Below are 20042 nucleotides of genomic sequence, written 5' to 3'. Positions count from 1 at the left end.
CCCCGTCAGGTCCCGGAGGTCCTCGATGCCCGCGCCGCACCTCGTCGCCGCACCGGCGGCCCCGGCGCCCCTCCCCTTCTCCACCGCCGCGATCGGCAGCGCCGCGGCCCGCGCCCTGCTCGCCGCGAGCGGCACCCGCGACCTCGCCCTGTGGGGCTCCTCCTCGATGAGCTCCGAGCGGGGCGACGAGTCCACCCCGCTGCCCATCCGCATCCACGAGCATCTCGCGCTCACGGTCGCCCCCGGCACCGTCCACGCGCACGGCGTGGGCGCGACCTGGTCCCAGCACGCCGTGCTCATGCGCGGTCTCGACACGCCGCAGGCCACTCCGCAGGGCTCACCGGACGCCGCCACCGGCGCCGTGACCGTGACCCTCGACCCGGACCTCCCGCCGCACGGCCGGATCCGCTTCCCCGCGAGCCTCGGCGACGTGCCCGGGCAGATCGACGGCAGCTCCGGGACCTGGATCTTCACCCCGAGCGACGCCTCCGCCACCGTGACCGCCGGCCGGCTCGTCTCCGCCCTCGCCGAGCGGACCGCGGGCGCCCGCCAGGTGCTGTGGATGGGCAAGAACAACATCCTCGACACGGCCCGCGTGCTCGAGGACACCCAGCGCATGTGGGACGCCGCGCCGGACCCGGAGCAGGACACCCTGGTGCTGGGCCAGTGGGCGACCGAGCACGATCCCCGCGGCTCGGCCACGGCGGAGGCGCTCGCGGCGGTCAACGCGGAGCAGGCCTCCCGCTACGGGGATCATTTCGTGGACGTGCAGGCCCTGCTCACCTCGGAGAGCGGGCTGAGCTGCGCGCCGCTCGCCCCGCTGCAGGTGCTCGAGCAGGCGACCACGCACGACGCACTCGCGCAGGGGGTGGTGCCGCCGGTGCTCATCGCGCACGACCTGATCCACCTCAACGGCTGGGGCAACCTCGCCGTGGGCTGGACGCTCATCCGTCGCATGCGGGAGCTGGGATGGCTGTGAGGCGACCGGCGGCCCCGCATGTGCGCGCGGGCCGTCCCGGGGCGCCCACCCCGGCGCGACCTGCGGCGATGCCGAGTCCGACGGTCCCGGCGCCGGTCCCCGAGCCGGCTCCTGCGGCGCCGACCGCGCGCACGCACCGGCGGCGCACGGTGCTGCTCGGCTCCGCGGCGATCGCCGCCATCGCCCTCCCGGTCACGGCCGGCGCGCTCCTGCTGCAGCGCGGGGACGCCTCCGCGAGCACGGCCGACGGGACGTTCACCGACGTCGGAGCCGACGACGACGCGCTCGAGGCCTACCGCTGGGCGGACGCCAACGGGGTCCAGCCGGCCCTCGAGGACGGCAGCTACGCGCCGGGGACCGCCGTCACCCGCGGCGACCTGGCCCTCGCCCTGCACCGCTTCGCGGGCGCTCCGGCGGTGCCGTCGGACGCCGTGCCGGCCATGCTCGCGGACCTCGACACCGATCCGGAGCGGCGCGACGCGCAGCTGTGGCTGTTCGGGCACGCGGCCCTGTGGGGCGACCTGTCGCTGTGCGTGCACCCGGACGAGCCGGCGAGCCGCGAGAGCGCCTCCCAGACCCTCACCGCCCTGCTCCGGCCCAGCCTCACCGCCCGCGGCCACAGCCAGTCCGTCACCGACCTCGCCGCCGCGGACGCGGACCCCACCACCTCGGCGCTCGCCTGGCTGCAGGACTCCGGGCTGCTGCCCTCCGCCCTCACCGGTCTGAAGGCGGACGCCACCGCCGTCACCCGCGGCGAGCTCGCCCAGCTGCTCTTCCGCGCGGACCAGGTGCTGGCCGGCGCCCGCGGCTGAATACTCCCGCCGGTGCGCCTCACGGGCGCATCGGCAACAACGCGTCGATGCCGTCGCGCCGGAACCCGGTCCCCTCCTTCACCACATTGGAGGCCAGGGGGAGCTGATGCGAGGCGCTCTCCAGAATGTGCATGAGATAGCCCGCCGTGTTCGGCAGCGCGAGCACATCCCCCACGGCGACGCCGCCGGGGAACGCCAGCCGGCGTCGCAGGATCAGCTCGGCCTCGATGCAGTACGCGCCCACCAGGAATCCCTCCATCGGCCGCGAGGGCTCTCCCCCGGTGCGTACCAGCACCGGGTCCACCAGGAAGTCGTCGGAGGTGGACCTGCACTGCGTGCGGTTCATCTCCACCCCCACGAGCGGGACCCCGTCACTGGTCGCCGTTCGCTGGACCACCCTGGCGAGGGTCAGCCCGCAGCCGTCCAGCAGCGATCGGCCGGGCTCGCACCGCAGCTCAAGATCCCGCGCCCTCAGATCACCTGCCACACGTCGCAGCAGCTCCTCCATCCAGGCCCCGCGGGTCAGGGCCTGATGGTAGGGGTAGACCTGTCGCAGAGGCTCGCCGCGCCAGGTGACCTCGCCGCCGGGGTCGTGGCCCTGCTCGTCGTGGGCCGCCCAGAACGCGTCCCATCGTCCGGCGTCATCGAGATAGGACATGGGGATCCCGCCGCCGATGTCGAGGAACCAGGGCCGATGCCCCGCCTCTCGCAGCGCGTCGATCAGCGTCGTCGCCTCGCCGACGGCTCGCGCCCGCGACTCCACGTCGTAGCCGTGGAGGTGGAAGTGGACCCCCTCGATCCGTAGGCCCTGCAGGGCGCTGGCCCTTCTCGACCAGTCCCTCCACGTTCGTGGGGACTCCCCGAACCGGGTCGGCGCGATGAGCTCGTCGGGGGTCGGTGCGAGGCGGAGGGCGATCGGGTGCGACCCCGCCGCCTGGCGGTCGGCGACCTCAGCGGCCAGCGACGCCGCCTCGTCCAGGTTGTCCAGGACCAGCAGGGCACCGGAGTCCAGCGCCAGCCGCAGCAGCGGGCGCGGCTTGACCGCGGCGGTGACCACGATGTCGGCTGCCGGGATCCCCCGGTCCAGGGCCTGCGCGAGCTCCCGGTAGCTCCCCACGTCCACCCCGTGACCGGCCGCGTGCGCCGCGTCCATCATCCCCAGCGTCTTGTTCGCCTTGCGGGCCGCGAAGATCCGCAGCCGCACGCCGGCACGATCCGCGGCCTGCTCGAGCTCCGCGGCATTCCGTGCCAGGGCGGAGAAGTCATGGAGGTTCAGCGGGCTCCCGAACTCCTCCAGCATCGCTGCGCACCCCTCCGCATCGGCGAGGACCTCCTGCATCCAGGGCTCCAGACGAGCGGGAAGCGGCGGCAGCCCACGGCAGCCCTCACTCAGGTCGTGCTCGATCACAGCGCTCCTCCTCGGCGGTGGCGGCCACCCGTGCGGCCCAGTTCTCGATCTCATGGTGCAGGTGCCGGTTCAGCGTGTCGTGCCCGATCACATGGTCCTCCGTCGGCCGGCCGATCAGCGCGAGGTGCTCACGGCGCCGGCCGGTGACGTCCAACGCGGTGCCGTCGACGTCGACCATCGCGCCGCGGCGCCCCGGCCTCACCGCGACGATCCCCTCCTCCAGCAGCTGGCGGGGCAGCGGATCGAGGAGCGCGACGAGGCCCGGTGGGGGAATGACCGCATCGATGACCAGGTCGACCTCCGACGAGCTCGGCAGAACTCCCGCAGAGGTCGGGCCCACGCCGGCGTCGAGCCAGCTGAGGTCCACCGCCCCGGAATCGATCATCGCGAGGAGCTTGCGGGCGGTGACGAGCGGCGGGCCGAAGGCGAAGCGCTCCAGGGTCCGCGCCGCGCGCTGCAGCGCGGCCCACTGCCGAGGGGACATGTCGGAGCCCCTCAGCACCGCGGTGACCGACGGGTACAGCCGGGACCACGTCCGGCCCAGGGCCCACGCGGGGCCCGGATCACGATGCCCCAGGGCGACGTCGACACTGTGCCGCAGCGCCCGCTCGGCGCCGCGCCGTCCCCCCGGCGCCGCACCGGTGCGGAGGGTGGCCAAGACCTCCGGATGAGCTTCCGGACCACCCAAGAGGCGCGCTGCCGTGGCGGTGATCTCGGAGAGGAGGCGCTCCGCAAGAAGGGGGTCGCGCGCGTCGAGATCATCCAGGCGCTGCTCCGCAGCGGCGATGACAGCGGCATCGACCTCCGCCGCGGGGGTTCCCGGATCGGGCTTGGCGTCCAGCAGGATCCCCTGCCGGGAGGTGGGCAGAAGAGTGGCCGGCTCTCCCGAGCCGCGCTCGTGGAGGAGGACCCCGGGCCGGCCGGGCGCCGGCACGAAGGTCGCCCCTCTTCCCTCCGTCAGCGCGAGCGCGGCATCGAGGAAGGTCAGCGCCGCCCCGCGCACCACCGCACGCGAGCCGGCGGGGACGGAGGAGGGCGAGAGCATGGTGGCGACCGGGAGGACGGCGGGCCGCAGCGGGACCACGGAGGACCACGACCGCGCGAGCTCGCCCTCATGGTGCCGGCCGTGCCCGGTCGCGACGAGCACCTCGTCGAACTCGTCGCGGGGCAGCCGCGGCTCGCACTCCACCAGCCATCGCCGGCCGTGCGGTCGCACCGCGACCGCGCGCGCCGCCACCGGCTGTAGGTCGGCGACCTCACCGAGGGCGGCGACCAGGGCCCGCCACCGTGCGGTGAGGTAGCCCCCGATCACCGCCCGGGGCGGGTAGACCTCTCCCGCGAGGTCGGGCCGATGCGTGCCGACCCAGTCGGGGAACCCGGGGAAGGTCCGGCTCACGGGAGCGTCCAGAATCGCGGCGGAGACGTTCAGCCGCAGGAACTCCGGCTGCTCGAGCTGGTACGCGGCGCCGGTGCCCGGATGACTCCCGGGGTCGATCACGGTGATGGCCCAGCGGGGGGCGTCGGGTCGGGAGGTGAGCCGGGCCAGCAGCGCCTCCAGGGCGAACAGGGCCTTCGGCCCCGCCCCGATGATCGCCGCACGCCGGCGGTCCGGGTCAACCACGGAGTGACGCGGAGATCAGCGAGTCCTGGGCCGCGGCGAGCGTCGACGTATCGGCGCCGATGACGCGGCGGACCCAGTCGTCGTCGTAGACCGTGTCGAGGTACGGGGCACCGCCGTCATGCACGATGAAGGCGATCCGGCCACCCGCCTCGAGCCGCGGGACGAGGGACGCCATGGCGCGCACGATCGCACCGGTGGACGCACCGGCGAGGATCCCCTCCCGCTGTGCGAGAAGCCGGGCGCCGGCGACGGCGTCCACCGCACCGATCCGGTGCACCTCGTCGGGGACGACCGTCCGTGAGGTCTCCGTGACCACGCCCGCGCCGATGCCGGGCAGCGGCCGCGCGGCGACGGCACCCCCGAAGAGCACGCTGCCCACCGCGTCCACCGCGATCATGCGTGTGGCCATCGCGTGCTCGCGCACGTAAGCGCTGCACCCTGCGATCGTCCCCGTCGTGCTGACCGCTGCGAGCATCACGTCCAGCCGGTGATCGGTGGCCTCGGCGATCTCCCGCATGGTGCCCTCGCGGTGCGCACCGGGATTGGCGGGGTTGCCGTACTGGTACAGGTTCACGGCGCCCGGGATGTCCTCCAGGAGCGCGGTCACACGGGCCAGCCGCGCCGTGAGCAGATCCCCGGTGAGGGGATCGGGCTCGGCCACCAGGTCGATCTCGCCGCCCAGCGCACGGATCGCGGCCATCGTGGACCGGTTCGTCCTGGAGTCCACCACGCACACGAATCGGATGCCGCGGGTGCAGCACACGCGCGCCAGGGCGACCCCGAGGTTGCCCGAGCTCGACTCGACGACGGTCCCGCCCTCCCTCAGGCGACCGGAGGCGATCGCCTCCCGCACCATGGCGAGCGCGGGGCGGTCCTTCGTGCTGCCGCCGGGGTTCACCGACTCGAGCTTCGCGAGGATCTCGACGCCGCTGTCGGGGAAGAGACGGGAGAGCCGCACCAGAGGGGTGCGCCCCACGGCCGCGTCGATGCCGTCGAGGATCTCTGGAGAAGTGCTCATGCGCGCCACACTACGGGCTGCGTGCGCGCACGAGCCCGGGTCGACCAGGCGGTCCGGACTCGCACGCGTCAGGTGGGTGCCACCGGCACGCAGCGCCCGACGTCTCGTAGGCTCGACGGGCGCCGGAACGGGCCCCGCCGCTGCTCGCCGTGCGTGAGAAGCGCACCGCCCGCTCGGCGGCGATCCACCCGCGACCATGATCGGAGCTCGATGTGCAGGCCACCTCCCGACGACCCGTGAGCATCCTCCTCATCTCCGACCCCGGGCTCCCCACGCGCCGCGCTCAGGCCGTGCGCGATGACCTCCAGAGACTCCTCGACGCGTCCTTCCAGGAGCCCGTCCGACTGCTGCTGCACACCTCGATGCTGCGCCTCCGCCCGGACGATTCGCTGGATCTCGGCGACGCCGTCGCCCTCGCCGATCAGTACGAGGGACCCGATGTGGTCCTGCTGCTCACGGAGATCCCTCGCCTGATCGATGGCCACCCCCTGATCGCGGAGATCTTCCCCGCCGAGCGCGTCGCGGTCGTCTCCTGCCCCACCCTGGGCGCCTTCCGGAGCCGCTCGAAGATTATCGACGCCCTCGTGGACTGCACCCGCCGCATGCATCCGCCGCCTGAGCCCCGTCCGGGCGTGCGAGTGGGCACCCGCTGGTCGCACTGGACCGAGGCCGAGGGAGAGGACGGGCACGCCATGCTCCGCGCACGGGCGTGGCTCGCCGGCCCTCGGACGGTGCTCGGCATGATCGCGGGCAACGAGCCCATCCGCACCGCGCCCCGCCTGTCGAGCGCCATGGCGGCCGCGGCGGCAACGGGCGCCTTCGGGATCTTCTACAGCTCCATCTGGGCGATGTCCACGTACCTCTCGACCCCTCGCCTCCTCGGCATCGGCGCTCTCGCCATCATGGCCATGGTGACGTGGCTCATCGTCAGCAACGGTCTCTGGGACCGGCCGCGGCGCTCGAACCTCGCCCGCGTCGTCCTGCTGTACAACCTCTCGACGGTCGGGACGCTGCTGCTCTGCGTGCTCGCGCTCTACGCCGCGCTCGTCGCGCTCATCCTGGCCGGAGGGACGATCGTCATCGCCCCGGACTACATGGCGACCGTCATCGGGGACGCTCCCTCGTGGAGCACCTACCTCGACATCGCCTGGCTCAGCGCGGCGATGGGCGTGGTCGCCGGGGGGCTCGGATCGAGCTTCGACAGCGGGACCGACCTCCGCTCGCTCACACACGGTCAGCGGGAGCGTCAGCGCCGGTACACCGAGGAGGACGGGGATCGTGCCGCGAAGAGCCGCGGCGCGGTGGCCGACGACGGGGGGAGCTGATCCGACCGCCCCCCAGGGCCGCCCTGAGGGCGTCCCTCACAGCTCCGTGGTGTCGGTGCCGCCCGGCGCCCGGTCCTTCGTGACCATCGCTCGCACCATCTGGGCCGCCCCGGCGATCCGCCCTCCGGACAGCCCCCAGAACTGGGCGGAGTCGGTGGTGACGCGCAGCAGGGCCAGGTCCGGGTCGTCAGGACCCTGGGGGAAATAGCCCTCCGCGGAGTCGTTCCACAGCTCACGGACCGTGGCGGCGTCCTCCACGAACTCCGCATGACCGGCGACCGACAGCCAGGACCCTGCCTCGCTGATCGAGATGTTCACCGCGCTGCCGGAGGTGAGGGCGTGCGCCTGGTCACCGCGGCGACCCACGAAGAACCACACGTCCGCCTCGTCGGTCACTCCCTGGATCGTCATGGGGTGGGAGACGAGCTTGCCGTCACCCACCGCCGTTGTCAGCATGACCACGCTGGTGTCGCGGAGTTTGGTGGCGACACCAGCAGGAGTGAGGTCGTTCGCGTCCGGCGCCTTCTGGTCGTTCTCCATGAGGAGCTCCTTCTTCTCGGTGATGCGCCCTCCCCCGGGTGGGGAGTGCGTTCGATGGACATCGTCGGTGGCCCTGGTCGCCGCGACGGGGCCGTCCGGGCGGGCGACGACGCGCACACGCGCGGCCCGCGGCCGGGCGCCGGGGACGCCTGGGTCACAGGCCGGCGAACTTCTCGCGACCCACCCACGCGCGGCCCGCGGACCCTCCCCATGCGTCCCACGCGACACGGCCCGGGGACGGATAGCCGTGCTCCCCGCGCCGGAAGCCCTCGGCCTCCGCATCGTGTCGGTGCCGGGAGAAGTAGCGCTTCATCCTGCCGATCTGGTCGTCGTCCACCGCCTCACGGCGAGCGAGCTGATGGGCACGGTGATCGCCGACATCCGTGAATCCCCTACCCGCCCTGCCCTCGGCGATCCACTCCACGGCTCGTCGGGCGGCGGCTGCCACGTCCTGGGGCGGCACATGTCCTGTCACGGGGCCTCTCCTCGGGGATCCGGATCGATGGTGATCCATGGTGGTGGATGGTGCGGTGGCGGGCAGGGCCGGCACGCCTAGGAGATGGTCAGCACCTGCGCCGGGGCCACGGTGCCGGCGCGAGCCCATCGTCTCCCCGCGAAGCAGAACTGGATGCTCCGCCGCGCGTCGACGGCTCCGATCTCCGTGCCGAGCAGGGGCACGATGCCGTCCACGACGTGGGCGACGACCGTGGCGAAGTCACCGCCGGGGGCGATGCCGATCCGCGCCTCGAGCAGAGCGCCCTCCGCGGTGTGGACCAAGGCGAACGACGCCTCGCGAACGTCCTGCAGGCGGAGTGCGGCAGCACGAGCTCGGGCGCACGCCCGCGCGGAGGGGACACCCTCGGGAGCGGCGACCCTTGTCTCGGGGACGCTCGTCATGGTCTCGCCGGGGAGGGCGGGGGCGAGGATCATGCGCGGGTTCTCCATCGTCGCAGCAGGCCCGATTTGCTATCATCGGGCATCTAATAGTTAGAAAGGCTATGTTTTTTCATCCAGCACGTCAAGCCCCGGGGACCTGGAGGTCGGATGGATGCGAGCGAGGATCAGGAGGCCAGGAGCGCCGGCTACTGGTACACGACGACCGTCGGCGCCCCCGCCGAGGCCGTGGACGTCCTCAACGAGCTGCGTCGCTATCGCGAGTCGACCACGACCCTGAGGTCCAAGGTCCGCCAGGACATGGGCATGGGCGAGAAGGATCTGCTCGCCCTGCGCATGCTCCTGGCGGCCCGTTCCCGCGGCGAGGTCATGCGCCAGCAGGACCTGGCCCGGCGCCTGGCCATCACGGCGGCATCCACGAGCGCGCTCGTGGATCGGCTGGTGCGGGACGGCTGTGCGAGCCGCGAGGCGCATCCCGAGGATCGTCGCTCTATCGCCGTCGTCCCCACCGCGCACGCGGAAAGAGAGGTCCGGGACACCTTGCAGGACATGCACCGACGGATGCTCGCCGTCGCCGAGGCGCTGAGCCCCGAGGAACGTGCCGTCGTGAACCGCTTCCTCCGGGACCTGAACCATTCGATCGATGCAGAACCAGGAACGCGCTGAGGCAACTCGGCGGCGGAAGCCATCAGCCCGGCCCGAGCAGTCGACGTGGACGCCGCGGGTCACGGTTCCCGGATTGCTCGAGGGCGAGCCCCGACACCGATCCCCTTGGAGTACTCCTTACGCCGACGTCATCACGACGACTGTGCTCTTCCGGCGTGCTCGGGGACAACGCGACCTCAGCGACGCCAAGCTGCCAGGTCTTTCACGGGCGAGTTGCGACGACGCGGTTCTGGTATGCCCACACGACCGCCTGCAACCTCGAGGTGACACCCAGCTTCGGCAGCATCCTCGCGAGGTGGGACTTCACTGTCGACGTCTCCACGTGCAGCTGGGCGGCGATGTCGGCATTGCTCATCCCCTCGGCCAGCAGCCGCAGGATGTCCCGCTCGCGGGCAGTGAGGAGCTCCTCCGCGCCGCGCCCACGGACGACCACCGGCTGCAGCCGACGCCGCTCGGCGACCTCGCGGAGGATCCGACGGGTCAAGGACTGGTCGATCGTGCCGCGCCCCGCCGCCACCTGCCGCAGGGCGTGCGCGATCACCTCCGGGTCGGAGTCCTTGAGGAGGAAGCCCGCGACGCCGGCCTCGAGGGCGCCGAAGACGTACTCGTCGAGGTCGAAGGTGGTCAACATGAGGACCTCCACGTCCTCGTCGCGGATGGCCTCGGCGACCTCGATGCCGTTCATCCGGGGCATGCGGATGTCGAGGCAGGCGACGTCGGGCCGCAGCTCGCGGATGAGCTCGAGCGCACGTGCGCCGTCCTCCGCGATGCCGACGACCTCGATGTCCTCCTCGGCCTCGAGCAGGGAGGCGAGGCCCTTGCGGACGAGCGCCTGGTCATCGGCCAGCACCACACGGATCATGGTCGCCCACTCCTCTCCTCCGTCGGCGGGGCCGACCTGTCGGCACGCTCGCGCGGGAGTTCCAGAGTGACGTGCCAGCCCCCGTCCTCCGTGGGGCCGTGGTCGAGGCGGGCGTCGACGAGCTCCGCGCGCTCCCGCATGCCGAGGAGTCCGAAGCCGCCGTGACCGCTGCTCGCTCCGACACGGAGCGGGGCCTCGTTGACCACGGTGATCCGTACCCGGTCCGACGCCGTGGCGTCGACGCGGACCTCGCAGCGTGCCCCCGGCGCATGGACGGCCGCATTCGCGAGGGACTCCTGCACCATGCGGTAGCCCACCAGCTGGGCGAGCGTGCCGACCCCAGCGCCGGGATCCGCCTCCGGCGGCAGGACCACCAGGGTCCCCGCCGTACCGGCGCCGCGCCGCTGCTCGACGAGATCCGCGAGGGAGGCGAGCGAACGGTCGGCGAGCGGGGCGGCGTCCTCGACACGGAGCAGACCCACGAGCCGGCGCAGGTCGCCGAGCACGGCGGTGCTCTGCGCGCGGATGTCCCGGGCGGACTCCTTCGCCGCTTCCGGAGAGCGGTCCACCTGGCGCTCCAGCGCCGAGGCGAGCATCGCGATGCCCGACATGTGGTGGGCGGCGATGTCGTGGAGATCGCGGGCCACGGCGGTCCGCTCGGCCGCGATCGCGGTGGCGATCCGCGCGTCCTGCTCCCGTCGCAGCGCAGCGAGCTCCCGCTCCTGCGCGGCACGTGCCTGCCGACGGCTGACCACGATGAGAGCGACGAGCATCGGCGCGCCGATGACGATCACCGCCTGCCCCAGCCCGGCGAGGACCGCCTGACCGGTGCTCGTCCCGCCGGATCCCACGAGGTTCACGCCGGTGACGACCGCGGTGAGCACGGCCATGCTCGCGGCCACCGGCGGAAGCTGCTCCCGCCGGACCCGGACTCCGGTGAGATACGCGGCCACGAGCACCGCGAGCGTCGTCGTCCCGACGGCGCCACCCGGCGCGAGGAGCGCGAGCGGCACGGGGAGGGCCGCCACCGTGATTGGCGCGAGGCGCGGCGCAGGACGCGAGGCGGCGAGCACGACCGCCTGGACGAGCAGGGTGGTCGCGACGCCCCACCACGGGCCCGTGCCCGGCGCGGGCGAGCTGACCGGGTCCCCGCCCGCGCGCTCGATCAGCGGGAGGACGAGGAGCGTTCCGAGGGCGAGGACCAGGCAGACCAGCGCCGCCGCGGCGTCCCTCCGCCGGTGGTCGGGACGGGTCCGCGGCGGCGCGAGGGTCGTTCTCGCCGTCATGACCCCGACGGTAGTCCCTGACGCGCCGGGACGGTCGCCCGTGCCGTCGATGACGGGTCCGCCTCCCGCCTGCCGAGTCGGCCGCGGGTGCCGACGACGACCGCCACCGCCGCGACGACCGCGGCGAGGGCGAGCAGCGGGTACACGTGCTGGGCCGCGATCGCGGGGAACATGGCCGACCACAGCACGGAGGCGAAGGTGTTCGCGCTGACATGCATGAGCATCGACAGCGGCAGCGACTCGCCCGTCCGGTTGAACATCCAGGACATGACGATGTTGAAGCCGAGGCAGAACACGGTGAAGGCGAGCAGGCCGGTCCAGCTGCGCCCGGGCCCCTCGGCCCAGTCGGTGAGGAACAGCGGGTAGTGCCACAGCGCCCACACGGGCCCGAGGATCGCGGCCGACACGAGCGGGCTGTGGCGTCGCTGCAGGCGGCTGAGCCCGAAGTCCCGCCAGCCGGGCTCCTCCGCCAGACCGGTGGTCACCAGCTGCAGCACGAGCACCGGGGCGTAGAGCGCGAGGAGGGTCGGCGCCGGCGCGACGACGCTCCCGCCGATGACCAGCGAGGCCACGGCGCCGACGGCCACGAGACCCGCGGGGACGGCGAGCAGCGACACCGCGTACCAGCGCCAGTCCGCGCGCCAGCGGAACAGCCGACCCGCCCAGGCGCGCAGGCCTGCGCGCCCGTCGACGACGGCGGTGACGATGAGCGCGGAACCGATCGGTCCGAGGAACGCGCCGGGGATGACGCCGAGCGGCTGGGTCGAGCCGAGCACGACCGGGTAGTCGACGTCGATGACGCCGAGACCGCTGCGGGAGAGGATGTAGTTCAGCCAGCCCAGCCAGCTGAGCCCGCAGGCCAGGACGAAGAAGCTGAGCAGCGGTCGGGAGCGGATGAGGGACACCATGGGTCCTCCGATCGAGAGGGGGATGCTGACTCCTCCACGATCCCCGGCGCCGCGACGGGTCTCGAGACCCATCGGATCGGTCCGCCGCGCCTGCACCTTTGGATGCAGGCGGGCGGGACCGCGGCGACCCGCATCCGGGAGCGGACCAATCCGCCCGCGGGACCGCTCCGAATGACCGGTGTCACCGTCCCCTGCGGCCTCCTCGCCGCACGGTGACCCAGGAACGGAGACATCATGCGCACGACGATGAAGTCCATCACCCTCATGGCCGCCTCCATGGCGATGATCGGAGCGGGCGCGGCCGCGCCGGCGATGGCCCATGGCGATGACGCCCACAGCTACCAGGCCGATCTCACCCAGCTCAACGACTCCGGCGCGTCCGGCACGGCGTGGTTCACCCTCGACGGTGACGAGCTCACCGTGAAGATGGACACCCAGGGCCTGCTCGCCGGCTCCCCGCATGCCCAGCACATCCATGTCGGCGGTGCGGGCACGTGCCCGGATCCCGACATGAAGGGGTCGGGCGTGGACGGGGCCATCCGAGTCACCGACGCGATCGACGACTACGGCATGGTCGGAGCCTCCCTGACCACCAAGGGCTCGACCGGAGCCGATCACGGCCTCGACGTCGCGAACTTCCCCACCGAGAGCGGTCATTACGAGCGCACCTTCACCGTGACGGACGAGGTCGCCTCGGCCATCGAGGACGGCACCGCCGTCGTCGTGCTGCACGGCGTGGACCACAACGGCAGCGGGGAGTACGACGGCGACCAGAAGTCGGACCTGGACGAGTCGCTGCCCAGCGAGGCCACGGATCCCGCGGCCTGCGGTGTGGTCGGTGCGAGCCAGATGGCCGACATGCCCGAGGGCGGGGTCGAGACCGGTGACGGCACGACCGCCGGCATCGAGGACGCCGGCCTCCTCGCCGCGGGTGGCGTCCTCGCCGCCGCCGGTGTGGCCGGCCTGGTGGTGAGCCGTCGACGCGCGGCTCGTCGCGAGAACTGAGGACGGCAGACCGTCCATGGCACGGTCGATGATCGACACCCCGCGCGGTGGTCGCCCCTGGGCGACCACCGCGCTGGGCGTGCTCTGCATGGTGGGTCTGCTGCTGGTGGTCGTCGCGCTGCTGCGACAAGAGCCGGCTCCGCCGCAGGCGCCTGCCGTCGCAGCCGGGACCGAGAGCTCGGCGTCCGAGTCGAACCCCGGCTCGACGTCTCGCCCCTCCACCCCCGAGTCGTCGCGGCCGACCAGCACCCCGGAGGCCACCCCGAAGGCGCTTCCCGCCTCGGAGCCCACGAGGGTGCGCCTCGACGGCCGGGGCATCGACGGGGACGTCTTCCCGATCTCACTGGCCGACGACGGGACCCTTCCCGCGCCCAGCGGTGCGCGCAAGGACGACGCCGCCTGGTACGACGGATCGCCGACGCCAGGCCAGCCCGGCCCCTCGGTCATCGAGGGGCACGTGACGTACGGCGGTGAGCCGTCCGTGTTCTTCGAGCTCGGCGCCGTGCGGAAGGGTGACCGGGTCGCGGTCGACCGGGAGGACGGTCGCACCGCCACCTTCGAGGTCTACGACGTGGCGCGCTTCCCCAAGGATGCGTTCCCCACCGAGGACGTGTACGGGAACACCGCCGGCCCCGAGCTGCGTCTGATCACCTGCGGCGGCAGCGTCGACGACGAAGGACGGCACGCGGACAACGTCATCGTGTTCGCACGGCTCCTGGACGATGCCTGACCTTTTCCCCGCCCCGAGCGCAGCGAGACGCTCAGGAGTAGGTCACCGCGATGAACGGCGGCGTCGTCGGCTGCTCCGAGCCGCCGGCCGGTTCCAGGCTGACCGCCGTGCCCTCCGCACCGCCCGAGCCGATGAGCAGGCGGGCACGGCCGTCGCCATCGGGGCGCAGGAGGCCGGCGTCCTCCGGCCCCGCGGGGCTCATGCTCCAGATCTGATAGTCGCGACCACGGGGGGCCGGGGGCAGGCCGCGCACCTCGATCACCGACGATGCCGAGGACGCCGAGTGCACGACCGTGACCTGCGCTGACTCCCAGGTCGTCGAGTAGAGCCGGGCGTCACCGGCGGTCAGGACCCTCGCGATCTCCTGATCCTTCTCGGAGCGACCGGGTCGCGACAGCACGACCCCGGTCGCCACGACGGCGCTCGCGGCGAGCGCCAGGGCGCTGCCGATCACCGCGCGGCGCGACGGTCGCATCCGTGCCTCCGTCGGCGAGGAGGCGGCGGCTTCTGCGCGCACGGCGTCCAGGACGCTCACCCGCAGGCGCGCCGGGGGCGCACTCTCCAGCCCGGCGGAGATCTCGACCGCCGTCTCCCGGAGGGAGGCCTCGAGGGTACGGCAGCGCGGGCAGGTGGCCAGGTGCGCATCGACCTCGGCCTGCTGCCGCCGGTCGAGGACGTCGAGCACGGACGCGACGACGAGTGACTCCATCTCCTCGTGCTCGTCGGGATCGGGATGCTTCCCGGCCATCACTCCTCCTTCCTCTGCCGTGGGGCGCTGACGATGCGTCGTAGGGCCAGCAGCCCGTCGCGGAGCCTCGTCTTCGCGGTGCCCAGCGGAATCCCGAGCCTGTCGGCGACCTGTGTCTGGGTCAGACCGTCGAGATAGGCCAGCCGTATCGCCTCGGCCTGCCGCTCCGAGAGTTGCTCGAGCGCCGTCCGCACCCGCTGCGCCTCGAGCGTCGCGAGAGCGGCCTCCCCGGTGGGATCCGGCTCCTGTGTGTTTGCACGGGATTCGTAGGCGACGTCCCGATCGGATTGTGATTGTGACGAACGCACCCTGTCCACCGCCCGGCGGTGGGCCAGGGTCAGGATCCATGCCAGCGCGGACCCGCGAGCGGGGTCGAAGCCGGCCGCCCGTCGGAAGACCTCGAGGTACACCTCCTGCGTGACCTCCTCCGCCTGTGCGGGGTCACGAAGGACCCTCAGCACCAGGCCGTGCACCCGCGCGCTCGTGGCATCGTAGAGACCCGCGAAGGAGTCCGCGTCACCGGCGGCGACCGAGAGGATGGCATCGCGCAGAGCGTCGGGCGAGGCCGGAGCGGGGACCTTCGCGTCCTCGGACGCGAGGTCCTCGGGCGGCGGCGTCATGGGGCCATTCTAGGGGCCCCGGGCTCACCTGGTCCCCCAACCTCGGATGCGGCGATGGGCATGGTCTCCTGCGCACCCACGGGGGACTGCCCGTTCCCGAGGGCGCCCCCCGGCGGGCTCTCATGGGGGCTCAGGTTCACCAGGACGCCGGTGACCACGAGCACGCCCAGCAGCAGCACCGCCTCGCGCCGCATGATGCGCAGCAGCCGCTCCCACGGGGCATCGGCCGTCGCGATGGCCGGCAGAAGTCGAGTTCGGTTCCACGCGGCCAGGCCCACGGCCACCCCCACCACGTTCAGCTTCAGCAGCAGCGCGCGTCCCCATCCGGTGGTGACGAGAGCCGCGGGCGCGTCGAGGATCAGGACCGTCATCAGGCCTCCGCTCACCGCGAGGACGAGGACGCTCACGAGGGCGGCGGACGAGAAGCGACGGATCACGACCACCGCCTCCTCCGCCGTGCCATCGCTGCGCAGCGCGGCGATCACCGCGACCGTCCCGATCAGGCCACCGGTCCAGAAGGCGCCGGCGAGCAGATGGCCGACGTCGACCACGAGCATCAGCGGGCGGGGGCCGACGGAGACCGAATGGCCGGTGAGTGCGGGGCCGAGCAGTCCCAGCAGCGCCCCTGCGAGGGTGGGCACGGGCCGCCGCGCGCCGCCCGCGACGACGACGATCAGGGAACCCGTCCCGACGAGGACCGCCGCCGCGAGCTGCTGGGGGATGATGCCCGCGGTCCATCGTGACCAGCCGGCGACATCGATCGCCGCCGCCACCATGAGCGCCACGCTCGTCAGCGCGGCGGCAGAGGCGAGGACCCTGGTCCGCCGCACCGCGGCGACGGAGCCGAGAGCCTGCGCAGCGTCCCTGCCCCGCGCCACGGTGACCCTGCACAGAAGGAGTCCGGCCGTCACCAGCAGGGAGAGGTACTGCAGGCCCGTGAGCGCCTGGACCGCGATCGCCATCATCTGCGGCCCGTCCTCGACCGCGTCGCCGTGACCCGCCGCTGGTCAGGCGGCGAGCTGCGGGAGGTGGCCGTCCGGCCTCGGTGAGTGAGCATAGGGGTCCTCCGGGGGTGTGCTGTCCCCCGGAGTTCGTCGCCGAGCCGCCAACGGATGGGATGAAGGGTCACCTCCGGCATGAGCGGCGAGGCGGTCTTCCTCGCCTCCGGTGAGTGGAGCAGCAGCGGCCATGAGCACGCCACTCGCGGGCGCTGGGTCTGATGCGTCGCCGTCCACCGGCCAGGACGCCACCGACGTCGACGCCGAGTACGCTGACTCCACCGCCTCGGCCCTGGCCCTGCTGCAGGACCCCGCCTCATCGCGTGAAGGCGCTCCTCGCATCCCCGGAGAGGACTGATCAACGATGATGCTTCCGAGCCACGTGCGTTTCACCTGGGACTACATGCTTCTCCTCGATTGGGCCGAGGACTGCATCGATCCGCCTGACGCCGATCTCCCGGCCGTCCTCGACGTGCTCCCCGCACCGATCAGTGAGCGCATCGTGGCCTGGGCCGCCGAGATGGACGCGACCTACGGCGATCTGCACCTCGACCAGCCGACGCACATCAGCGCCGAGGTGGACTCCCGTCTCGAGGCGGAGCACGACGCCCTCTGTCGCGAGCTGCACCGCTTGGGCATCGAGGTCACCCCCGAGAACGGGAACTGGCCCTTCCGGCTCTACCGCTCATGACAGATGAGGGCGGAGCGCCTGCTACCGGCCGGAGCTGCCGCCGACAGGTTCGGCCCAGACCATGACGGCTCCTTTCGGGGTGGACCGATGGAGCGCGAACCCACGGGAGAGGTACAGCGCTCGGGCGATCCCGTTCGCGGAATCAACGTGGAGGCTGAGTCCCGACACGCTCTGATCGACGGCAAGGTCGAGCAGCCCGTCGAGCAGGCGCCCTCCGATGCCTGTCCCGCGAAAGCGGTCGTCGACGGCCAGGACCAGCTCCGGAGTCGAGTCGTCCACGAAACCCGCCCGTGCGTTCTCCCGGGTGAAGCGGCGGAACCACGCTGCACCGCACACGCCATCGGCGTTCGCCGCCACGAGGCCCGCATCCCCAACGCGAGCGCCGAACGCATCCACGTACGAATCGGGGTCTGCTGACAGCAGGTGCGCTCGGAACGCCGACTCGTCCCAGGGCTCGCGCCACTTCCACGCCGCGTAGACCGCTCGCCTCATCACCGCCACATCAGCGGGCCCCGCATGCCGCAGCGTCACGTCCATGGCTCGAACGTAGCAATGGGTCTCGCGCCGTCGGGGTCGACGCCGGGCGAGCGCGGCTACAGACACGGGGCGTCCGAGGCGCACCCAGATGTGGATCGCGCTCGGGCCCTAGACTCGTCCGCGCCACCATCACGCGCGCACGAGGGGGATGTCGAAGCGTCACATATGGAAGGTCGCGGCCGGATTCCTGATCGCCGGCCTGGTGGCCGTCTGGCTCCGGCACCTCTCCGTCCTGCCGGACTCGTTCGCCACCCCGGCCCTGCTCGCCTGCGTCATCGGTTTCCCGGCCTGCGTGCTCCTCGGTTCCGTGGCCCGCCGGCGCGAGTAGCGAGGGTCTGGGGCGGCCACCCCTGACGAGCGCGATAGTCACGCCGCCGCAGGAATGCAGGTCCGGCGATCAGAGTGCCGGGAGCACCAGATGACCACGCCTCGTCAGGTGCGAGACTGGGGCATGGATTGGTACAGGACTCCCGACTGGAGCCTCGATGATCAGGAGCACTTCGAGCTCAAGCTGCGCCGCGCGCGCCCGGAGAACCGGGGACAGTACCTGCGCATCAAAGGCCTGTCCCTCGAGAGCGCGGGGCTGACCGGTGCGGCCCGCTCGCTGTTCGTGCGGGCAGCGGTCGAAGCCGGCAAGGACCCGTTCGAGAAGAGCACCGCATGGGAGAACCTCGCCGATTCAGTGAAAATCGATGATCCCGCGCTTTCCGAACGACTGCTCCGCCGGATCCTCGAGGTCAATCCGACGTCGAACTTTACGACGGGCATGGCGGAGGTCCACCTCGCCGACCTTCTCCTTCGCGAAGAGACGCCAGAGTCGCTCGACGAGGCTCGCGAACTCCTGGACGCGTGGGATGAGCGAGGCGAGGGTCGCTTCTCCTCCGCGCTCTTCGAGGCCGCGGTCGCCCGAGCCCGATGGAGCGAGGCGACTGGCGACGCCACGGGCGCGTCGGAATGGGCCGCACACGCCCTCGAGCTCGCCGAGATCGAGTCGCCTCTCGCGAACGCCCCTGGCCTCGCCGTGCAGGACCTCGATCGCGACCTCGCCGAGTGGTTGACGGTTCTGGCCAGGCGCGCGACGGCGTAGTGCTCATGAAAGAGCGCGACTGTCCCCTCACGGATGCTGACGCGAGGCCACCAACCCCGCCACGGACTCCCGACAGTCGGGCTCTAGAGTGCGCCCATGACGACGATCGAGCCGTACCGCCCTCTCCCGCCGCTCGATGACGGCGTGCAATACGAGCACGGGCCGCTCTCCGTCCCCGGCCGCCATCGCGCGGGAGAGGTGAGAACCTTCGACGTCACGGACCCCTCCGCGTTCCCCGGCACCACGCGCCGCGTGTGGGTGCACACCCCGGCGGGCCATGACTCCGCCGCGCCCGCTCCGGTGATGGTCTTCAACGACGGCTGGTGGTACCTCGACCTGGACGGCGACGTGCGCGGTGGCATCGTCCTCGACAACCTCGCGGGCGACGGTCTGCTGCCCCCGATGGTGGGAGTGTTCGTCGACCCCGGCACGTTCCCCGATGCGGAGGACCCCAAGAACCGCAACCGCGAGTACGACGCATCTAGCAGCGACTACGCAGACTTTCTCGCACAGGAGATCCTGCCGCGCGTCGCGGAGATGCACCGCCTCACGGACGACCCCGCGCAGCGCGGCATCTGCGGAGGGAGCTCCGGCGGGAACGCCGCCTTCACCGCCGCCTGGCAGCGGCCGGACGTGTTCGGCAAGGTCATCGCCTACAACGCGAGCTTCGCCCAGATGCCGCAGGGCAACCCGTACCCGCGGCTCCTCGCGGAGCACGCGCAGCGGCCACTCCGCGTGCTCCTGCATGCTGCCCAGCGCGATCTCGGATGGGACCAGCGGGAGATGAACTGGTTCGCCGAGAACCTCGAGACGGCGGCGGCCCTCGCCCGCGCCGGCTTTGACACGCGACTCGTGGTGGGCGACGGCCCCCACAGCCCGAACCACGGAGGGGTCCTCCTGCCCGACGCCCTGCGTTGGCTCTGGCGGCAGTGATTCCTCGGATCCGACGTGGGCTCCGTCAGCCTTCGCGGATGGTCATCGCGGCGATCTTGTCGCCGTCGAGGTCGAAGCGGAAGCTCGAGAGGCCGTTGGCATGCTGCGAGCGCCAGTCGCCGACGACCGTGACCGCGCCGTCCGCGACGGTGACGTGGTCGACGGTGAGCGTCGGCTCCGAGCCGATGAACTCCTTGTCGCTCCATGCGGTGATCTGCTCGAGGCCGGTGAGGGTGCGGCCCCAGTCGTCGACCGTGGGGCTGCCGGTGAAGTGCTCGGCGAAGGCACGCTCGTCGTGCGCGTTGACCGCCTCGAGGAACGAGGCGACGGGCTCGGGGATCTGCTGGGTCATGGTGCTGGTCCTTCCGGTCTGA

The 20042-nt window shown here is 72.3% G+C and carries 24 protein-coding genes; 10 read left to right on the top strand and 14 right to left on the bottom strand.

Annotated features, from left to right (window positions below):
* The first annotated feature begins 25 nt into the window (after positions 1-25).
* Entirely contained in the window at positions 26-979 is a 954-nt protein-coding gene (locus NLU66_RS03735; RefSeq protein ID WP_259361604.1) for a hypothetical protein, read from the top strand.
* A gap of 68 nt (positions 980-1047) precedes the next feature.
* Positions 1048-1791, top strand: coding sequence for a hypothetical protein (locus tag NLU66_RS03730; RefSeq protein ID WP_259361603.1), 744 nt, complete (start codon positions 1048-1050; stop codon positions 1789-1791).
* 19 nt (positions 1792-1810) lie between these two features.
* Here NLU66_RS03730 and NLU66_RS03725 read toward each other — a convergent pair whose 3' ends face one another.
* Genes NLU66_RS03725 through sbnA form a run of 3 tightly spaced genes read right to left on the bottom strand, consistent with a single transcriptional unit; the run spans position 1811 to position 5838 of the window.
* On the bottom strand, positions 1811-3199 hold the full coding sequence (locus tag NLU66_RS03725; protein WP_259361602.1) for an alanine racemase: 1389 nt from the start codon (positions 3197-3199) through the stop codon (positions 1811-1813).
* Positions 3177-4820 (bottom strand): FAD/NAD(P)-binding protein, encoded by a 1644-nt coding sequence (locus NLU66_RS03720; RefSeq protein ID WP_259361601.1) that lies wholly within the window; start codon positions 4818-4820, stop codon positions 3177-3179. Before NLU66_RS03720 ends, NLU66_RS03725 begins: the two co-directional genes overlap by 23 nt.
* Positions 4813-5838 carry a 2,3-diaminopropionate biosynthesis protein SbnA gene (sbnA, locus tag NLU66_RS03715; RefSeq protein ID WP_259361600.1) on the bottom strand — a complete coding sequence of 342 codons (1026 nt, stop codon included), beginning with the start codon at positions 5836-5838 and terminating at the stop codon, positions 4813-4815. Before sbnA ends, NLU66_RS03720 begins: the two co-directional genes overlap by 8 nt.
* 236 nt (positions 5839-6074) lie before the next feature.
* Here sbnA and NLU66_RS03710 point away from each other — a divergent pair, with 236 nt between their 5' ends.
* A complete protein-coding gene (locus tag NLU66_RS03710; RefSeq protein ID WP_259361599.1) occupies positions 6075-7163 on the top strand; it encodes a hypothetical protein in 1089 nt (362 codons plus the stop codon).
* Between the two features lie 36 nt (positions 7164-7199).
* Here the strand turns inward: NLU66_RS03710 and NLU66_RS03705 are convergent, their stop codons facing one another.
* The 3 genes from NLU66_RS03705 to NLU66_RS03695 all read right to left on the bottom strand — a co-directional run bounded on the left by NLU66_RS03705 (position 7200) and on the right by NLU66_RS03695 (position 8633).
* Positions 7200-7703 (bottom strand): pyridoxamine 5'-phosphate oxidase family protein, encoded by a 504-nt coding sequence (locus NLU66_RS03705; protein WP_259361598.1) that lies wholly within the window; start codon positions 7701-7703, stop codon positions 7200-7202.
* Between the two features lie 154 nt (positions 7704-7857).
* Positions 7858-8040, bottom strand: a complete 183-nt coding sequence (locus NLU66_RS03700; protein WP_259361597.1) for a hypothetical protein — start codon at positions 8038-8040, stop codon at positions 7858-7860.
* A gap of 215 nt (positions 8041-8255) precedes the next feature.
* Positions 8256-8633 carry a hypothetical protein gene (locus NLU66_RS03695; RefSeq protein ID WP_259361596.1) on the bottom strand — a complete coding sequence of 126 codons (378 nt, stop codon included), beginning with the start codon at positions 8631-8633 and terminating at the stop codon, positions 8256-8258.
* A 114-nt stretch (positions 8634-8747) separates the two neighbouring features.
* Between NLU66_RS03695 and NLU66_RS03690 the strand changes: the two genes are divergently transcribed.
* The gene (locus NLU66_RS03690) at positions 8748-9263 is read left to right on the top strand and encodes a MarR family winged helix-turn-helix transcriptional regulator (protein ID WP_259361595.1); all 516 of its coding nucleotides are present in this window, start codon (positions 8748-8750) and stop codon (positions 9261-9263) included.
* A 202-nt stretch (positions 9264-9465) separates the two neighbouring features.
* Here the strand turns inward: NLU66_RS03690 and NLU66_RS03685 are convergent, their stop codons facing one another.
* The 3 genes from NLU66_RS03685 to NLU66_RS03675 are packed head-to-tail and all read right to left on the bottom strand — an operon-like array spanning position 9466 to position 12319.
* A complete protein-coding gene (locus NLU66_RS03685; protein WP_259361594.1) occupies positions 9466-10125 on the bottom strand; it encodes a response regulator in 660 nt (219 codons plus the stop codon).
* Complete coding sequence (locus tag NLU66_RS03680; RefSeq protein WP_259361593.1) at positions 10122-11411, bottom strand: histidine kinase; 1290 nt, start codon at positions 11409-11411, stop codon at positions 10122-10124. Before NLU66_RS03680 ends, NLU66_RS03685 begins: the two co-directional genes overlap by 4 nt.
* On the bottom strand, positions 11408-12319 hold the full coding sequence (locus tag NLU66_RS03675; RefSeq protein WP_259361592.1) for a CPBP family intramembrane glutamic endopeptidase: 912 nt from the start codon (positions 12317-12319) through the stop codon (positions 11408-11410). Before NLU66_RS03675 ends, NLU66_RS03680 begins: the two co-directional genes overlap by 4 nt.
* 234 nt (positions 12320-12553) lie before the next feature.
* Between NLU66_RS03675 and NLU66_RS03670 the strand changes: the two genes are divergently transcribed.
* Positions 12554-13324: a CHRD domain-containing protein gene (locus tag NLU66_RS03670; RefSeq protein WP_259361591.1), complete on the top strand. Its 771-nt coding sequence runs from the start codon at positions 12554-12556 to the stop codon at positions 13322-13324.
* Between the two features lie 16 nt (positions 13325-13340).
* Positions 13341-14054: a class F sortase gene (locus NLU66_RS03665; protein ID WP_259361590.1), complete on the top strand. Its 714-nt coding sequence runs from the start codon at positions 13341-13343 to the stop codon at positions 14052-14054.
* A gap of 31 nt (positions 14055-14085) precedes the next feature.
* On the opposite strand, the gene NLU66_RS03660 is transcribed toward NLU66_RS03665, so the two are convergent.
* From NLU66_RS03660 to NLU66_RS03650, 3 genes are read right to left on the bottom strand one after another with little or no spacing between them, the layout of a single operon-like run.
* Positions 14086-14802: an anti-sigma factor gene (locus NLU66_RS03660; RefSeq protein WP_259361589.1), complete on the bottom strand. Its 717-nt coding sequence runs from the start codon at positions 14800-14802 to the stop codon at positions 14086-14088.
* The gene (gene sigK, locus NLU66_RS03655; RefSeq protein ID WP_259361588.1) at positions 14802-15422 is read right to left on the bottom strand and encodes an ECF RNA polymerase sigma factor SigK; all 621 of its coding nucleotides are present in this window, start codon (positions 15420-15422) and stop codon (positions 14802-14804) included. Before sigK ends, NLU66_RS03660 begins: the two co-directional genes overlap by 1 nt.
* The gene (locus tag NLU66_RS03650) at positions 15419-16387 is read right to left on the bottom strand and encodes a copper resistance D family protein (RefSeq protein WP_259361587.1); all 969 of its coding nucleotides are present in this window, start codon (positions 16385-16387) and stop codon (positions 15419-15421) included. The genes sigK and NLU66_RS03650 overlap by 4 nt, the downstream gene beginning before the upstream one ends.
* Positions 16388-16784: 397 nt before the next feature.
* On the opposite strand from NLU66_RS03650, the gene NLU66_RS03645 reads away from it, so the two are divergent.
* Positions 16785-17111 (top strand): hypothetical protein, encoded by a 327-nt coding sequence (locus NLU66_RS03645; RefSeq protein ID WP_259361586.1) that lies wholly within the window; start codon positions 16785-16787, stop codon positions 17109-17111.
* 21 nt (positions 17112-17132) lie between these two features.
* Here NLU66_RS03645 and NLU66_RS03640 read toward each other — a convergent pair whose 3' ends face one another.
* Entirely contained in the window at positions 17133-17648 is a 516-nt protein-coding gene (locus NLU66_RS03640; RefSeq protein WP_259361585.1) for a GNAT family N-acetyltransferase, read from the bottom strand.
* 148 nt (positions 17649-17796) lie between these two features.
* Between NLU66_RS03640 and NLU66_RS03635 the strand changes: the two genes are divergently transcribed.
* From NLU66_RS03635 to NLU66_RS03625, 3 genes are all read left to right on the top strand, one after another.
* Complete coding sequence (locus NLU66_RS03635; protein WP_259361584.1) at positions 17797-17976, top strand: hypothetical protein; 180 nt, start codon at positions 17797-17799, stop codon at positions 17974-17976.
* Positions 17977-18066: 90 nt separating this feature from the next.
* Positions 18067-18735: a hypothetical protein gene (locus NLU66_RS03630; protein WP_259361583.1), complete on the top strand. Its 669-nt coding sequence runs from the start codon at positions 18067-18069 to the stop codon at positions 18733-18735.
* A 96-nt stretch (positions 18736-18831) separates the two neighbouring features.
* Complete coding sequence (locus NLU66_RS03625) at positions 18832-19668, top strand: alpha/beta hydrolase (RefSeq protein WP_259361582.1); 837 nt, start codon at positions 18832-18834, stop codon at positions 19666-19668.
* 25 nt (positions 19669-19693) lie between these two features.
* Here NLU66_RS03625 and NLU66_RS03620 read toward each other — a convergent pair whose 3' ends face one another.
* Positions 19694-20020 (bottom strand): nuclear transport factor 2 family protein, encoded by a 327-nt coding sequence (locus tag NLU66_RS03620; RefSeq protein WP_259361581.1) that lies wholly within the window; start codon positions 20018-20020, stop codon positions 19694-19696.
* Positions 20021-20042 lie beyond the last annotated feature (22 nt).

It is taken from the genome of Brachybacterium sp. NBEC-018, from assembly GCF_024860185.1.
GTDB lineage: Bacteria > Actinomycetota > Actinomycetes > Actinomycetales > Dermabacteraceae > Brachybacterium > Brachybacterium rhamnosum.
This window is presented reverse-complemented; position numbering and strand designations above follow the sequence as displayed.

Coding starts and splice junctions, on each gene's coding strand:
- NLU66_RS03620 (WP_259361581.1), bottom strand. CDS start 20,020: ATGACCCAGCAGATCCCCGAGCCCGTCGCCTCGTTCCTCGAGGCGGTC.
- NLU66_RS03630 (WP_259361583.1), top strand. CDS start 18,067: ATGACCACGCCTCGTCAGGTGCGAGACTGGGGCATGGATTGGTACAGG.
- sigK (WP_259361588.1), bottom strand. CDS start 15,422: ATGACGCCGCCGCCCGAGGACCTCGCGTCCGAGGACGCGAAGGTCCCC.
- NLU66_RS03665 (WP_259361590.1), top strand. CDS start 13,341: ATGGCACGGTCGATGATCGACACCCCGCGCGGTGGTCGCCCCTGGGCG.
- NLU66_RS03670 (WP_259361591.1), top strand. CDS start 12,554: ATGCGCACGACGATGAAGTCCATCACCCTCATGGCCGCCTCCATGGCG.
- NLU66_RS03635 (WP_259361584.1), top strand. CDS start 17,797: ATGTCGAAGCGTCACATATGGAAGGTCGCGGCCGGATTCCTGATCGCC.
- sbnA (WP_259361600.1), bottom strand. CDS start 5,838: ATGAGCACTTCTCCAGAGATCCTCGACGGCATCGACGCGGCCGTGGGG.
- NLU66_RS03680 (WP_259361593.1), bottom strand. CDS start 11,411: ATGACGGCGAGAACGACCCTCGCGCCGCCGCGGACCCGTCCCGACCAC.
- NLU66_RS03735 (WP_259361604.1), top strand. CDS start 26: ATGCCCGCGCCGCACCTCGTCGCCGCACCGGCGGCCCCGGCGCCCCTC.
- NLU66_RS03705 (WP_259361598.1), bottom strand. CDS start 7,703: ATGGAGAACGACCAGAAGGCGCCGGACGCGAACGACCTCACTCCTGCT.
- NLU66_RS03690 (WP_259361595.1), top strand. CDS start 8,748: ATGGATGCGAGCGAGGATCAGGAGGCCAGGAGCGCCGGCTACTGGTAC.
- NLU66_RS03675 (WP_259361592.1), bottom strand. CDS start 12,319: ATGGTGTCCCTCATCCGCTCCCGACCGCTGCTCAGCTTCTTCGTCCTG.
- NLU66_RS03660 (WP_259361589.1), bottom strand. CDS start 14,802: ATGGCCGGGAAGCATCCCGATCCCGACGAGCACGAGGAGATGGAGTCA.
- NLU66_RS03640 (WP_259361585.1), bottom strand. CDS start 17,648: ATGGACGTGACGCTGCGGCATGCGGGGCCCGCTGATGTGGCGGTGATG.
- NLU66_RS03695 (WP_259361596.1), bottom strand. CDS start 8,633: ATGATCCTCGCCCCCGCCCTCCCCGGCGAGACCATGACGAGCGTCCCC.
- NLU66_RS03650 (WP_259361587.1), bottom strand. CDS start 16,387: ATGATGGCGATCGCGGTCCAGGCGCTCACGGGCCTGCAGTACCTCTCC.
- NLU66_RS03625 (WP_259361582.1), top strand. CDS start 18,832: ATGACGACGATCGAGCCGTACCGCCCTCTCCCGCCGCTCGATGACGGC.
- NLU66_RS03685 (WP_259361594.1), bottom strand. CDS start 10,125: ATGATCCGTGTGGTGCTGGCCGATGACCAGGCGCTCGTCCGCAAGGGC.
- NLU66_RS03730 (WP_259361603.1), top strand. CDS start 1,048: ATGCCGAGTCCGACGGTCCCGGCGCCGGTCCCCGAGCCGGCTCCTGCG.
- NLU66_RS03645 (WP_259361586.1), top strand. CDS start 16,785: ATGATGCTTCCGAGCCACGTGCGTTTCACCTGGGACTACATGCTTCTC.